The organism is Burkholderia sp. AU45251 (assembly GCF_030482905.1).
GTDB classification, from domain to species: domain Bacteria; phylum Pseudomonadota; class Gammaproteobacteria; order Burkholderiales; family Burkholderiaceae; genus Burkholderia; species Burkholderia aenigmatica.
This window is the reverse complement of the sequence record NZ_JAUJQH010000009.1, coordinates 47,622-62,176: the sequence shown is the minus strand read 5'-3', so window position 1 is coordinate 62,176 and position 14,555 is coordinate 47,622. Positions and strand designations below refer to the sequence as shown.

General features: G+C 67.1%; 12 protein-coding genes. 6 read left to right on the top strand and 6 right to left on the bottom strand.

What is annotated here, in order from left to right; genetic code table 11:
- The 6 genes from QZM67_RS19300 to queA all read right to left on the bottom strand — a co-directional run bounded on the left by QZM67_RS19300 (position 1) and on the right by queA (position 7,829).
- On the bottom strand, positions 1-1,554 hold the full coding sequence (locus tag QZM67_RS19300) for a S41 family peptidase (protein ID WP_301805870.1): 1,554 nt from the start codon (positions 1,552-1,554) through the stop codon (positions 1-3).
- A 205-nt stretch (positions 1,555-1,759) separates the two neighbouring features.
- Entirely contained in the window at positions 1,760-2,710 is a 951-nt protein-coding gene (gene secF, locus QZM67_RS19295; RefSeq protein WP_006476870.1) for a protein translocase subunit SecF, read from the bottom strand.
- A gap of 16 nt (positions 2,711-2,726) precedes the next feature.
- Positions 2,727-4,748, bottom strand: a complete 2,022-nt coding sequence (gene secD / locus QZM67_RS19290) for a protein translocase subunit SecD (RefSeq protein WP_301805866.1) — start codon at positions 4,746-4,748, stop codon at positions 2,727-2,729.
- A gap of 106 nt (positions 4,749-4,854) precedes the next feature.
- Positions 4,855-5,178 (bottom strand): preprotein translocase subunit YajC, encoded by a 324-nt coding sequence (yajC, locus tag QZM67_RS19285; protein WP_006476868.1) that lies wholly within the window; start codon positions 5,176-5,178, stop codon positions 4,855-4,857.
- Between the two features lie 233 nt (positions 5,179-5,411).
- Positions 5,412-6,599 (bottom strand): tRNA guanosine(34) transglycosylase Tgt, encoded by a 1,188-nt coding sequence (gene tgt, locus QZM67_RS19280; RefSeq protein ID WP_301770774.1) that lies wholly within the window; start codon positions 6,597-6,599, stop codon positions 5,412-5,414.
- A 162-nt stretch (positions 6,600-6,761) separates the two neighbouring features.
- Entirely contained in the window at positions 6,762-7,829 is a 1,068-nt protein-coding gene (gene queA / locus QZM67_RS19275; protein ID WP_301805865.1) for a tRNA preQ1(34) S-adenosylmethionine ribosyltransferase-isomerase QueA, read from the bottom strand.
- A gap of 167 nt (positions 7,830-7,996) precedes the next feature.
- Between queA and recG the strand changes: the two genes are divergently transcribed.
- From recG to QZM67_RS19245, 6 genes are all read left to right on the top strand, one after another.
- The gene (gene recG, locus QZM67_RS19270; RefSeq protein ID WP_301805862.1) at positions 7,997-10,312 is read left to right on the top strand and encodes an ATP-dependent DNA helicase RecG; all 2,316 of its coding nucleotides are present in this window, start codon (positions 7,997-7,999) and stop codon (positions 10,310-10,312) included.
- A gap of 125 nt (positions 10,313-10,437) precedes the next feature.
- The gene (locus QZM67_RS19265) at positions 10,438-11,397 is read left to right on the top strand and encodes a hydrogen peroxide-inducible genes activator (protein ID WP_043189592.1); all 960 of its coding nucleotides are present in this window, start codon (positions 10,438-10,440) and stop codon (positions 11,395-11,397) included.
- 190 nt (positions 11,398-11,587) lie between these two features.
- A complete protein-coding gene (locus QZM67_RS19260; RefSeq protein WP_301805858.1) occupies positions 11,588-11,725 on the top strand; it encodes a hypothetical protein in 138 nt (45 codons plus the stop codon).
- A 66-nt stretch (positions 11,726-11,791) separates the two neighbouring features.
- Entirely contained in the window at positions 11,792-11,920 is a 129-nt protein-coding gene (locus QZM67_RS19255; RefSeq protein WP_301805855.1) for a hypothetical protein, read from the top strand.
- 120 nt (positions 11,921-12,040) lie between these two features.
- The gene (katG, locus tag QZM67_RS19250) at positions 12,041-14,227 is read left to right on the top strand and encodes a catalase/peroxidase HPI (protein WP_301805852.1); all 2,187 of its coding nucleotides are present in this window, start codon (positions 12,041-12,043) and stop codon (positions 14,225-14,227) included.
- A 110-nt stretch (positions 14,228-14,337) separates the two neighbouring features.
- A complete protein-coding gene (locus QZM67_RS19245; RefSeq protein WP_260865393.1) occupies positions 14,338-14,472 on the top strand; it encodes a hypothetical protein in 135 nt (44 codons plus the stop codon).
- The last annotated feature ends 83 nt before the right edge of the window (positions 14,473-14,555 follow it).

Here is a 14,555-nt window from a genome sequence, read left to right as displayed (position 1 = left end):
TCAGTTGCCGACGCGCTCGCACACGGGCTGCGCCGGCATCAGTTGCGGCTTGGTTTCGACGGTCTGCACAGGGCGCCCGGCGAGTGCGGCGAGCGCCTGCCTGAGTTGCCAGTCGGTTGCCGTGCCGAACACGCGCTGCGGCAGCGCCGCGCTCTTCGCCGTGTCGATCTTCGCGAGCGCACGCTGCTCGCGCAGCTTCTGCCGTTCCTTGCGCCCCTTCGCGAACGGATCGGGCGCCAGCCGGTCCGCATACGGCGCACGGGGGAGGTCGGCTTCCCGGTACCACAGCAGCACGCCGTCGACGTCCGAGTCGCGGCGCGGCGGCACGAGCCAGTCCGGCACGACGCCGTAGCCGTCCATCGGGCAGCCGTTCGGCCGCAGGTTGCGCGCATACGTGAAATTCAGGCGCGTGCCGTCGATCAGGTCGACGCCCGTCTGCGCGAGGCCCTTGCCGTAGGTCGGCATGCCGAGCAGCTTCGCGCGGCCGAGATCCTTCAGCGCCGCTGCGGTCGCTTCGGCGGCCGATGCGCTCTGTCCGTCGACGAGCACGACGAGCGGCACGGTGCGCCACCAGTCGTCGGCCTGCAGCGGCGCGAGCGGATCCTGCCCGCGCATGACCGGTAGTTCGTAGTCGGGCCAGTTGGTCGTGTAGCGGCGGCGGTTGGCGTCGCCGCGCTCGACCGTCACCATCGCGGTGCGGTCGCGGCCCGCGAACAGAGCGATGATGCCGATCGCCGCATTGATTGCGCCGCCGCCGTTGATGCGCAGGTCGAGAATCAGGCCTTTCACCGGCGGGCCCGCGCGGCGCGCGGCCTGCACCGTGTCGATGTAGTCACCGACCGCCGGTTCCGGGAAGCTCGACAGCCGCGTGTACAGGATGTCGCCGTCGAGCCGCTTCGCGGTCGCCGGATGGGGTTTGAGGATCTTTCGCACGGGCGTGAAGCTCAGCGTCGCGTGCGACGGGCCGCGCTGAACCGTGAGCTTCAGCGGCACGCCCGCGTCGCCCTTTGAGAGCTTGGCCAGGTCGGTGGGGTCGATGCCGACGACGCTCGTATCGTTCATCGCGACGACGAGATCGTCGGGGCGCACGCCGGCCTGTTCTGCGGGCGCGTCGGGAATCACGTCGACGATGTGCAGCCCGTCGGGCCGCGTCTCGAACACGATGCCGATGCCGGGCGTGCCGTCGCGCGCGCGTCGTTCGTCGTCGCGGCGTTCCTGCTCCTCCTTCGCGTCGAAGAACCGTGCGTACGGCAGCGTCTTGATTCCTGCGTGGGTCGTTGCGTCCAGCAGCGCGCCGATGTCGACGTCGGTCAGGTGCTGCCGCTTCAGCACTTCCACGGCCGCCTTGAGCTCGCAGATCTGCGGCTCCCAGTCGGGCGGGCAGGGCGAAGGCGGCTGGGCGGCGGCGGGCGAGACGGCGCCGGGTGCGGGTGCGGAAGCGGGCGGCGCGGCCGCCGCCTGTTGCGCACCGACGGACGACACGCAGGGCAGGAGCGCGGCCGAGACGGCTGCGCAAACGGCAAGGCGAACAACGACACGCGTGGGAGGCATCATCGGGACCGCACGTTTGAACGGAGGGCGAAGGTGCTGTCCCGCCGACGCGCGGCCGGCGAGCGGCGCGGCGGGACGGTCACGATTGTAGCCGACGCGCGCGACGGGGCAGGGCGAGCGTGCGGCGCGATGCACGGCAGTGGCGCAGCCATGAAAAAAGCCGGCCCAATCGGGCCGGCTTGTCGTCTGTGCCTAAGCAGCGTGGCGCTTAAACCTGCGCGCCTGCGTTCGGATCGTCCGGATCGTGCGCGGTCTTCTTTTCCTTGACCAGGTCCTCGCGCTTGATGCCGAGCCACATCGCGAGCGAACCCGCGACGAACACCGACGAGTAGATACCGAACATGATGCCGACCGTCAGCGCGAGTGCGAAGTAGTGCAGCGTCGGGCCGCCGAAGAAGAACATCGACAGCACCATCATTTCGGTCGACGTGTGCGTGATGATCGTGCGCGACATCGTGGTCGTGATCGCGTGGTTGATCACTTCCTGCACGCTCATCTTGCGTTCGCGGCGGAACGTTTCGCGGATCCGGTCGAAGATGACGACCGACTCGTTGACCGAGTAGCCGAGCACCGCGAGGATCGCCGCGAGCACCGCCAGCGAGAACTCCCACTGGAAGAACGCGAAGAAGCCGAGAATGATCACGACGTCGTGCAGGTTGGCGATGATGCCGGCCACTGCGTACTTCCACTCGAAGCGGAACGACAGGTAGATCACGATGCCGATCACGACGCACGCGAGCGCGAGCAGGCCGTCGGTCGCGAGCTCCCGGCCGACCTGCGGGCCGACGAACTCGACGCGTTGCAGCGTGACGTCCGGGCTCTGCGCCTTCAGCGCGCCCATCACCTGGTCGCTCTGCTGCGCGGACGTGAGGCCTTCCTTCAGCTGCAGGCGGATCAGCACGTTGCGCGACGTGCCGAAATTCTGCACCTGCGCGTCGGCGTAGCCGAGCTTGCCGAGCGTCGCGCGCACGGGTTCGAGTTCCGCGGCCTGCTGGTACTGCACCTCGATCACCGTCCCGCCGGTGAATTCGACGGACAGGTGCAGCCCGCGGTGGAACAGGAAGAACACGGCGGCGAGGAACGTGACCAGCGAGATCACGTTGAACACCAGCGCGTGCCGCATGAACGGAATGTCTTTACGGATGCGGAAAAATTCCATGGTCTTCTCCGGGGCCTTATTGGGTCGAGCCCGGTTTCTTCGGCGACACGCCTTGCTGCGCGCGATTGCGCAGCTGCGGCTTGCCGGCGCGCGGCGCGTTGCTCTTCGCGGGGGCGGCGAGCTTCGCGGCGCGTGGGGTGTCGGTCGATTCGTCGGCGTCGGTGAACGACGCGCCGGCAGCGGCGCCTTCCGGCTTCCACACCTGGCCGATCGCGAGCGACTTCAGCTTCTTGCGGCCGCCGTACCAGAGGTTGACGATCCCGCGCGAGAAGAACACCGCGGAGAACATCGACGTCAGGATACCGAGGCAGTGCACGATCGCGAACGCGCGAACCGGGCCCGAGCCGAATGCGAGCAGCGCGAGGCCGGCGATCAGCGTCGTGACGTTCGAGTCGAGAATCGTCGCCCATGCGTGCGCGTAGCCGGCCTGGATCGCGAGCTGCGGCGGCTGGCCGGCGCGCAGTTCTTCACGCACGCGCTCGTTGATCAGCACGTTCGAGTCGATCGCCATACCGAGCGCGAGCGCGATAGCGGCGATACCGGGCAGCGTCAGCGTCGCCTGCATCAGCGACAGCACGGCGACGAGCAGCAGCAGGTTCACCGACAGGCCGATCACCGACACCACGCCGAACAGCATGTAGTACGCGATCATGAACACGGCGATCGCGCAGAAGCCCCAGATCACCGAGTGGACGCCCATCTTGATGTTGTCGGCGCCGAGGCTCGGGCCGATCGTGCGTTCCTCGATGATGTCCATCGGCGCTGCGAGCGAACCGGCGCGCAGCAGCAGCGCGAGGTCGGCCGCGGCCTGCGGCGTCGGCTGGCCCGTGATCTGGAAGCGGTCGCCGAGTTCGGACTGGATCGTCGCGACCGTCAGCACTTCGCCCTTGCCCTTCTCGAACAGCACCATTGCCATCGGCTTGCCGATGTTGTCGCGCGACACCGTGCGCACCGCGCGGCCACCGGCCGAGTCGAGGCGGATGTTGACGGACGGACGCTGGTGTTCGTCGAAGCCGGCCGATGCATCGATGATGCGGTCGCCGGTGAAGATCACGTCCTTCTTCAGCAGCACGGGCGCCTGGATGCCCTGCGTGAACAGTTCTTCGCCCGGCGGCACCGGATCGTTCGGGTTCGGGTGCGTGTTGATCGGGTCGGCGAGGCGTGCTTCGAGCGTCGCGGTACGGCCGATGATGTCCTTCGCCTTCGCGGTGTCCTGCACGCCCGGCAGTTCGACGACGATGCGGTCGCTGCCTTGCTGCTGCAGGATCGGCTCGGACACGCCGAGTTCGTTCACGCGGTTGTGGAGCGTCGTCAGGTTCTGCTTGAGCGCGGCGTCCTCGACGGACTTCTGCACGGCCGGCGTAAACGTGCCGACGACTTGCGTGCCGCCACCGCCGGGCTGGGTCGCCCATTGCAGTTCGGTGATCGACAGCGCGAGCACCTTGCGGGCGTCTTCCGCCGTCTGCGCATCGCTGAAATTGACGACCACGGACTGGTCGACGCGGCTGACGCCGCCGTCGCGGATGTTCTTGTCGCGCAGCAGCGTGCGCGCGTCGGATGCGTCGGAATCGAGCTTCTTCGTCAGCGCGCCCGTCATGTCGACCTGGAGCAGGAAGTGGACGCCGCCGCGCAGGTCGAGGCCGAGATACATCGGCAGCGCGTGCAGGGCGGTCAGCCAGCGCGGCGACGCGCTCTGCAGGTTCAGGGCGACGACGTACTGCGGATCGTTCGGGTCGGCGTTCAGCGACTTCTGCAGCAGGTCCTTGACGCGCAGCTGCGTATCGGTGTCCTTCAGGCGCACGCGGATGTTCGCGTTGGTCGCCGTGTTCTCGAAGGTGACGTCGTCCGGCGTGATCTGCGCGGAGGCGAGCGCCGATTCGACCTGGGTCAGCGTGGTCGAGTCGAGCTTGACCGTGGCCTTGCCGCTCGACACCTGCACCGCCGGCGCTTCGCCGAAGAAGTTGGGCAATGTGTACAGAAGGCCGATGGCGAGCGCCACGACCATCACGACATATTTCCAGAGTGGATAACGATTCATGAGGGAGCCGAACGGGTGGTTGGCGTGAAAGCGTCGCGTCCGGCGCCGCGGCGGCCCGCTCTCTCAGGCGGGCACGGCGCGGGGAGCCGGACGCTCGGTGAAAGCCTTACAGCGACTTGATCGTGCCCTTCGGCAGAATGGTCGTGACGGCAGCCTTCTGCACGGTGATTTCGGTGCCTTCGGCGATTTCGACGCCGATGTAGCCTTCGGTGACCTTCGTCACCTTGCCCACGAGGCCGCCGCTCGTGACGACTTCGTCGCCCTTGGCCATGGCCGCGAGCATGTTGCGATGCTCCTTCTGACGCTTCATCTGCGGACGGATCATGATGAAGTAGAGCACGGCAAACATCAGGATGAGCGGCAGGAAGCTCATCAGGCTCGATTCGGCGCCACCGGCACCTTGTGCGAACGCGTTGGAAATGAACGGCACGTTGGTCTCTCCGTAAGGGAAGATCGAAAAATAAGCCGGTTATTCTACCACCGGCCCCATGCGCAAACGGATCGGCAAATGCGCTTTCGGATCAAGCTGTTAAAGCGCGAACCGATACCGTTGCGACTTGTTTGGAAAGGTAATTGTAATATTTGGCGGTCGGGTTCGACAGTCGGGACGCGTTATTTAGTACGCGTCCCATGTGACGAGCCGCGGTGCGGGCCGCCGGCCCGTCAGTCGACCCCTCTCGCGCGATCCTCCGCGAAGCGCTGGCGGAACGCGTCGAACGTGTGGGTTTCGATCGCGTCGCGGATCTCGCTCATCAGTTGCAGGTAGTAGTGCAGGTTGTGGATCGTGTTGAGCTGCGCGCCGAGGATCTCGCCCACACGATGCAGGTGATGCAGGTAGCCGCGCGAGAAGTTCTGGCACGTGTAGCACGTGCAGCTCGCGTCGAGCGGCTTCAGCGAGTTCTTGTGCGTCGCGTTGCGGATCTTCACGTCGCCGAAGCGCGTGAAGAGCCAGCCGTTGCGCGCGTTGCGGGTCGGCATCACGCAGTCGAACATGTCGATGCCGTTCGAGACGCCTTCGACCAGGTCCTCCGGCGTGCCGACGCCCATCAGGTAGTGCGGCTTGTTGGCCGGCAGCTTCGGGCCCACGTGCCGCAGCACGCGCATCATGTCTTCCTTCGGCTCGCCGACCGACAGCCCGCCGATCGCGAGGCCGTGGAAGCCGAGCTCGGCGAGCCCCGCGAGCGATTCGTCGCGCAGGTCCTCGAACATCCCGCCCTGGACGATCCCGAACAGTGCATTCGGATTGCCGAGCCGGTCGAACTCGTCGAGCGAGCGCTTCGCCCAGCGCAGCGACATCCGCATCGAGTCGGCCGCTTCCTTGTGCGTGGTCGGCACGCCGTTGGTCGCGTACGGCGTGCATTCGTCGAACTGCATCACGATGTCCGAGTTCAGCACCTTCTGGATCTGCATCGACACTTCCGGCGACAGGAACAGCTTGTCGCCGTTGATCGGCGACGCGAACGTGACGCCGTCCTCGGTGATCTTGCGCAGGTCGCCGAGCGAGAACACCTGGAAGCCGCCCGAGTCGGTCAGGATCGGCTTGTTCCAGCCCATGAAGCCGTGCAGGCCGCCGTGCGCGTCAATCGTGTCGAGGCCCGGGCGCAGCCACAGGTGGAACGTGTTGCCGAGGATGATCTGGGCCTTGATCTCGTGCAACTCGCGCGGCTGGATCGCCTTCACGGTGCCGTAGGTGCCGACCGGCATGAAGATCGGCGTCTCGACCACGCCGTGGTTGAGCTTCACGCGGCCGCGGCGCGCGTGGCCGTCGGTCGTCAGCAGTTCGAATTCAAGCCCGTTCGCCGGGCGGTCCTGCACGGCAGCGTGCGTATCGTGGGATGAACCTTCGGTCATCGCGTCATTCTCCTTGCTACCGGAAAACAGTCCGGCGCATGTTGGAAGCGCCGCCGGAATACCGGCGGCGGTGAAAAAACGGGTGCGCGCCATCGTAGCGCGCGCAGCGGGAAAACGGGGCACGGCGGCCGCGCGGTGCGTGGGCCGCCGCGCATGCCGCGCTTACGCGCGCGGCGCCTCCGGCGTGTCGCGGCGCGTGAGCAGCATCGCGTCGCCGTAGCTGAAGAAGCGGTAGCGCTCGTCGATCGCGTGCCGGTACGCGGCGCGGATCGTCTCGACGCCCGCGAACGCGGACACCAGCATCAGCAGCGTCGATTTCGGCAGGTGGAAGTTCGTGACCAGCCGGTCGACCACGCGGAAACGATAGCCGGGCGTGATGAAGATGTCGGTCTCGGCCTGCGTGGCCGCGAGCGGGCGGCCCGCTTCGTCGGCCGCGCGCGCCGCGGCTTCGAGCGCGCGCATCGACGTCGTGCCGACCGCGATCACATTGCCGCCGCGTGCGCGGGTCGCGGCGATCCGGTCGACGAGCGACTGCGGCAGGTCGTACCACTCGCTGTGCATCTTGTGCTCGGCGATGTTGTCGACGCGCACCGGCTGAAACGTGCCGGCGCCGACGTGCAGCGTCAGCGTCGCGCGTTCCACGCCCATCGCGTCGAGCCGGTCGAGCATCGGCCGGTCGAAGTGCAGCCCGGCCGTCGGCGCGGCGACCGCGCCCGGATTGCTCGCGTAGACGGTCTGGTAGCGCGTCTCGTCGGTCGCGTCCGGATCGTGCTCGATATAGGGCGGCAGCGGCAGGCGGCCGTGCTGCTCGATCAGGTCGAGGCACGGCGCGGGGAAGTGCAGCGTGAAGAACGGCTCGACGCGCTCGCCGACCGTCACGTCGAACGCATCGGCGAGCCGCAGCGTCGTGCCGGCGCCCGGCGACTTGCTCGCGCGGATCTGCGCCAGCGCCGTATGCGTGCCCGTCACGCGCTCGATCAGCACTTCGATCTTGCCGCCGCTGGCCTTCTGGCCGAAGAAACGCGCCTTCAACACCTTGGTATCGTTGAAGACGAGCAGGTCGCCGGCAGCGATGCACGACGGCAGCTCGGTGAAATGGCGGTCGACGAGGCGCGCGGGCGCGACGGTGCCGTCCACCTCGAGCAGGCGGCTCGCGGTGCGATCGGGCAGCGCGGTTTGTGCAATCAGCTCGGGCGGCAGATTGAAATCGAAATCGGAAAGCGTGAACATGCGGGCTGGTTCGAAGCGGCCGGCGGGCGTCGCCGGCAGGGCGGAAACGCGTAAATGGGGCGCGCGAGCCGCTATGATGACGGGATGCGCGGCCTGGCCGGCGTCGTTCGTTCGGACGACGTGAAAGCCGCTATTGTACTTGCCTTGCGAAGCACCCAGACGATCCGATGCCTGTGTCACCACGCCGTTCCCCTGCTGCAGTTGCCGATTCCGCCGATCCGTTCGACGCGGAGGATGCCGCGCCGCCCGCTCAAGACGCGGCGGAGCGTGCCGCCCCGCGCCGGGCCGGCCCGAAGCGCGGCGCCGACGGCAGGCTCGCGCAGCCGGCCGCCGCCGCGCCCGATGCCGATGACGCCGCCGCGACCGACGCAGCGGGTACGGCCGGCGCGAAACGCAAGAAGAGGCCGGCCGCCGACAAGCCCGTGAAGACCGTCGACAAGCTCGCGAAGCTCGGCCTCACGCGTTCGATCGATCTCGTGCTGCATCTGCCGATGCGCTACGAGGACGAAACCACGCTCACGCCGATCGGCGAGCTGCTGCCGGGCGGCATCGCGCAGGCCGAAGGTGTCGTGTTCGACAACGAGGTCGCGTACCGGCCCCGCCGCCAGCTGGTCGTGAAGATCCAGGACGACGACGGCGAGCACCTCGTGCTGCGCTTCCTGAATTTCTACGGCTCGCAGGTCAAGCAGATGGCCGTCGGCCAGCGGCTGCGCGTGCGCGGCGACGTGCGCGGCGGCTTCTTCGGGATGGAGATGGTGCATCCGGCGGTGCGCGTCGTCGAAGCCGATGCGCCGCTGCCGCAGGTGCTCACGCCCGTCTATCCGAGCACGGCCGGCGTGTCGCAGGCCTATCTGCGCAAGGCGATCGAGAATGCGGTCGAGCGCACGCCGCTGCCCGAACTGCTGCCGCCCGAGATCCAGCGCGATTACCTGTTGCCGCTCGACGTGCCGTCGCTCGAGCAGGCGGTGCGGATCCTGCACCACCCGCGCGTCGATTCCGACGAAGCCGCGCTGATGGACGGCTCGCATCCGGCGTGGACGCGCATCAAGTTCGAAGAACTGCTGGCGCAGCAGCTGTCGCTCAAGCGCGCGCACGAGGAGCGCCGCACGCGTGCGGCGCCCGCGATGCCGCGCCGCGCCGCGAGCGATGCCGATGCGCTGACGACCCGGCTCTACGCGGCGCTGCCGTTTACGCTGACGGGAGCGCAGGGGCGCGTCGTCGACGAGATCGCGAACGACCTCACGCTCGCGCACCCGATGCAGCGCCTGCTGCAGGGCGACGTCGGCAGCGGCAAGACGGTCGTCGCGGCGCTGGCCGCCACGCAGGCGATCGACGCCGGCTACCAGGCCGCGCTGATGGCGCCCACTGAAATTCTCGCGGAACAGCACGCGCGCAAGCTGCGCGCGTGGCTCGAGCCGCTCGGCGTCACGGTGGCGTGGCTCGCGGGCAGCCTGAAGGCGAAGGAGAAGCGCGCGGCGATCGAGGCGGCCGCGCTCGGCACCGCGCAGCTCGTGATCGGCACGCACGCGATCATCCAGGACACCGTCGAATTCGCGCGGCTCGGCCTCGTGATCGTCGACGAGCAGCACCGCTTCGGCGTCGAGCAGCGGCTCGCGCTGCGCGCGAAGGCCGCGAATGCGGCCAACGGCGCGCGCGACTTCCAGCCGCACCAGCTGATGATGTCGGCCACGCCGATTCCGCGCACGCTCGCGATGACGTATTACGCGGATCTCGAGGTCTCGACGATCGACGAGTTGCCGCCGGGCCGCACGCCCGTGCTGACGCGCCTCGTCGGCGATGCGCGGCGCGAGGAGGTGATCGCCCGCGTACGCGAGGCCGCGCTGACCGGGCGCCAGGTCTACTGGGTGTGCCCGCTGATCGAGGAGAGCGAGACGCTGCAGCTGCAGACGGCCGTCGAGACTTACGAGACGCTGGCCACCGCGCTCCCGGAGCTGAAGGTCGGGCTCGTGCACGGCCGGCTGTCGCCGGCCGACAAGGCGGCCGTGATGGAAGCGTTCACGCGCAACGACGTGCAGCTGCTCGTCGCGACGACCGTGATCGAGGTCGGCGTCGACGTGCCGAATGCGTCGCTGATGGTGATCGAGCACGCGGAGCGCTTCGGCCTCGCGCAGCTGCACCAGCTGCGCGGCCGGGTCGGGCGCGGCACCGCGGCGTCGGTGTGCGTGCTGCTGTACACGGGGCCGCTGTCGCTCACGGGCCGCGAGCGCTTGAAGACGATGCGCGAGACGACCGACGGCTTCGAGATCGCACGGCGCGACCTCGAGATCCGCGGCCCCGGCGAATTCCTCGGCGCACGCCAGTCGGGCGCGGCGATGCTGCGCTTTGCGAACCTCGAGACCGACGGCTGGCTGATCGATCCGGCCCGAGAAGCCGCGACGCGGCTGATTGCCGCGTATCCCGAGATCGTCACGCAGCATCTCGCACGCTGGCTCGGCGCGCGCGAGCAGTATCTGAAGGCCTGATTCGCGGGTCGGAGCCGGATTTCAAACCGCCGTTTGAAGCATTCCGATGCAGAGAAACTTGGCGAACCGGTGTCACAGGGTGTATAAATTAAACCTATCGCTTGTATATCTCTGATTGACCCACAATGACGCTGACTGAATTGAAATACATCGTCGCGGTCGCGCGCGAACGGCATTTCGGCCGCGCGGCCGAAGCATGCTTCGTGAGCCAGCCGACGCTGTCGGTGGCGATCAAGAAGCTCGAAGACGAGCTCAACGTGCAGATTTTCGAACGCGGTGCGAGCGAAGTGAGCGTGACACCGATCGGCGACCAGATCGTCACGCAGGCGCAGCGCGTGCTCGAGCAGACCTTCGCGATCAAGGAGATCGCGAAGCAGGGCAAGGATCCGCTGGTCGGCCCGTTCCGCCTGGGCGTGATCTACACGATCGGGCCGTACCTGCTGCCGACGCTCGTCAAGCAGATGATCCAGCGGGTCCCGCAGATGCCGCTGATGCTGCAGGAAAACTACACGCTGAAGCTGCTCGAATTGCTGAAGCAGGGCGAGATCGACGCCGCGATCATGGCGCTGCCGTTTCCGGAAACCGGCCTGATGGTGCGCCCGCTGTACGACGAACCGTTCGTCGTTGCGCTGCCCGCCGGCCATCCGTGGGAAAAGCGCGAGGAAATCGACGCCGAGGACCTGAAGCAGGAAACCATGCTGCTGCTCGGCAACGGCCACTGCTTCCGCGATCACGTGCTCGGCGTGTGCCCGGAGCTGATGCGCTTCTCGCAGACGGCCGACGGCATCCAGAAAACCTTCGAGGGCTCTTCGCTGGAGACGATCCGCCACATGGTCGCAAGCGGTGTCGGCATCACCGTGCTGCCGCGGATGTCGGTTGCCGAGGTCGGCCCGCGCGCGAACGGCCCCGATGCCGAACTGCTGTCGTACGTGCCGTTCAACGAGCCGGTACCCGACCGCCGCGTGGTGCTCGTGTGGCGCAAGAGCTTCACGCGGATGCCCGCGATCGACGCGATCAGCGACGCGATTTCCGCGTGCGAGCTGCCGGGCGTCGCGAAGCTCGACATGCCGGCGACGATGAACTGAGCACGCTGCAGCATGCACATGTGGCAGCACGATGAACGGGGTCTTGCGACCCCGTTTATTTTTCTCTATCGCATAGATGAAATTTATCAAATTCAATAATTCAATAGATTTAGATAGAATCCTCACCATGGATCGGCGTGAAGTCGACGACTGATCCACACGTCGAATGCAAGCGTCAAAGGAGGGTGTCATGATGCAGTCGGTATTGCAGCGTGCGCAGCGGAACATCCCGTCGCGCGACGCGGTCGTACATCGCGCCTGGGCGGCGGTTCGCAGCCTGCGTCCGATTGCGTTCGCGTACCTGGCGGACCGTGTGTATGGTGGCTGAACGCCGCCTCGCGCGGGTTCAGCGTTCCCCCGCATCACCCGCCGTCAAGCCATGAGGGAGCATCGCATGTCCGAAAGCTGGAATACCGTCCGCAGCGCCGGCACGACGCCTGCCGGTAGCCAGTTCCCCGAGCGTCCCGCCTGCGGTGCATCGCAGCGGGAGCGCGCGTCACAGGCCACGCACGACATCCCGTAGTACGACAGGAGGACCAACCTGTTCCGTTTCCCATCCCCGCAATGACACTCCGCCAACCGCGCCCGGCATGCCGCCGGAGCGAACGGGTGGAGTCATATGAGCAAGCCAAGGAGAAATCGCATGTCGAACGAAACGAAGTGCCCGTTCAACCACACCGCTGGTGGCGGCACGACGAACAAGGACTGGTGGCCGAATCAGCTTAACCTGAGCATCCTGCACCGGCATTCGGCATTGTCCGATCCGATGGACAAGGATTTCGACTACGCCGAAGCGTTCAAGAAGCTGGACCTTGCGGCGGTGAAGAAGGACCTGCACGCGCTGATGACGACGTCGCAGGACTGGTGGCCGGCCGACTTCGGCCACTATGGCGGCCTGTTCATTCGCATGGCCTGGCACAGCGCCGGCACGTACCGCACGGCCGACGGCCGCGGCGGCGCGGGCGGCGGGCAGCAGCGCTTCGCGCCGCTGAACAGCTGGCCGGACAACGTCAGCCTCGACAAGGCGCGCCGGCTGCTGTGGCCGATCAAGCAGAAGTACGGCCGCAACATCTCGTGGGCCGACCTGCTGATCCTGACCGGCAACGTCGCGCTCGAATCGATGGGCTTCAAGACCTTCGGCTATGCCGGTGGCCGCGTCGATACGTGGGAGCCGGACGACGTGTACTGGGGTTCGGAAAAGATCTGGCTGGAACTGAGCGGCGGCCCGAACAGCCGCTACTCGGGCAAGCGCGACCTCGAAAGCCCGCTCGCCGCGGTGCAGATGGGCCTCATCTACGTGAACCCGGAAGGCCCGGACGGCAACCCCGACCCGGTCGCCGCCGCGCATGACATCCGCGAGACGTTCGCGCGCATGGCGATGAACGACGAAGAGACGGTCGCGCTGATCGCGGGCGGCCACACGTTCGGCAAGACGCACGGCGCCGGTCCGGCCTCGAACGTCGGCGCCGAGCCGGAAGCCGCGGGCCTCGAAGAGCAGGGCCTCGGCTGGAAGAGCACGTTCGGCACGGGCAAGGGCAAGGATGCCATCACGAGCGGCCTCGAAGTCACGTGGACGTCGACGCCGACGCAGTGGAGCAACGACTTCTTCAAGCACCTGTTCAGCTACGAATGGGAGCTCACGAAGAGCCCGGCCGGCGCGCACCAGTGGGTCGCGAAGGACGCCGGCGATGTGATTCCGGATGCGTTCGATGCGTCGAAGAAGCATCGTCCGACGATGCTGACGACCGACCTGTCGCTGCGTTTCGATCCGGCCTACGAGAAGATTTCGCGCCGCTTCTACGAGAACCCGGCCGAGTTCGCCGACGCGTTCGCGCGCGCATGGTTCAAGCTCACGCACCGCGACATGGGCCCGCGTGCCCGCTATCTCGGCCCGGACGTGCCGGCCGAGCATCTGTTGTGGCAGGACCCGATCCCGGCCGTCGATCACAAGCTGATCGACGACGCCGACGTCGCGGCGCTGAAGGCGAAGGTGCTCGCATCGGGCTTGTCGGTGTCGCAGCTCGTGTCGACCGCATGGGCGTCGGCTGCGACGTTCCGCGGTTCGGACAAGCGCGGTGGTGCAAACGGTGCGCGTATCCGCCTCGCGCCGCAGAAGGACTGGGAAGTGAACCGTCCGGCCGAACTCGCGAAGGTGCTCGCGACGCTCGAAGGCGTGCAGAAGGCGTTCAACGACGCGCAGACGGGCGGCAAGAAGGTATCGCTCGCCGACCTGATCGTGCTGGCCGGTGCGGCCGGCGTCGAGCAGGCTGCGAAGAACGCGGGCGTCGCGGTGACGGTGCCGTTCGCACCGGGCCGCGCGGATGCGTCGCAGGAAGAGACCGACATCGAAGCGATGGCCGTGCTCGAGCCGGTTGCAGACGGCTTCCGCAACTTCCTGAAGCACGCCTACCAGACGCCGGCCGAGGCACTGCTGGTCGACAAGGCGCAACTGCTGACGCTGAGCGCACCCGAGATGACGGCACTCGTCGGTGGCCTGCGCGTGCTCGGTGCGAACGCCGGCGATGCGAAGCACGGCGTGTTCACCGACCGTCCGGAAGCGCTGACGAACGACTTCTTCGTGAACCTGCTCGATATGGGCACGGAATGGAAGCCGGTGTCGGCCGCGAACGACGTGTTCGAAGGGCGCGATCGTGCAACGGGCAAGGTCAAGTGGACCGGCTCGCGCGTCGACCTGATCTTCGGCTCGCATGCGCAACTGCGTGCGCTGGCCGAGGTGTACGGCAGCGCGGATGCGAAGGAGAAGTTCGCACGTGACTTCGTCGCGGCCTGGAACAAGGTGATGAACCTCGACCGCTTCGACCTCGCGTGAGCATCGCCGTGCAGTAGTGCAGTAGTGCGGTAATGCAGTAACGGGAAACGGCCGGTCATCCAGCCGGCCGTTTCTTCCTGACCCTGGGTTTCGTTGAAGGAGTGACGATCATGACGCAAATGAAGTTGAACATGCGCGCCGCACTGGCGGCGCCGGCCGAGATCGCGCGGTACGTAGTCGGATTCGCGATCGTCATCGGCGGTGCGGCCGAACTGGCGTCGCAGGCGCTGCACGCGATCGCCTGAGCGCGGCGTTTCACGCGCCACGCGTAGTGGCGAGCACTGTGTGCGAGTGGTGTGGTGTAGACAGGCAGGTAACCCGATTCGCT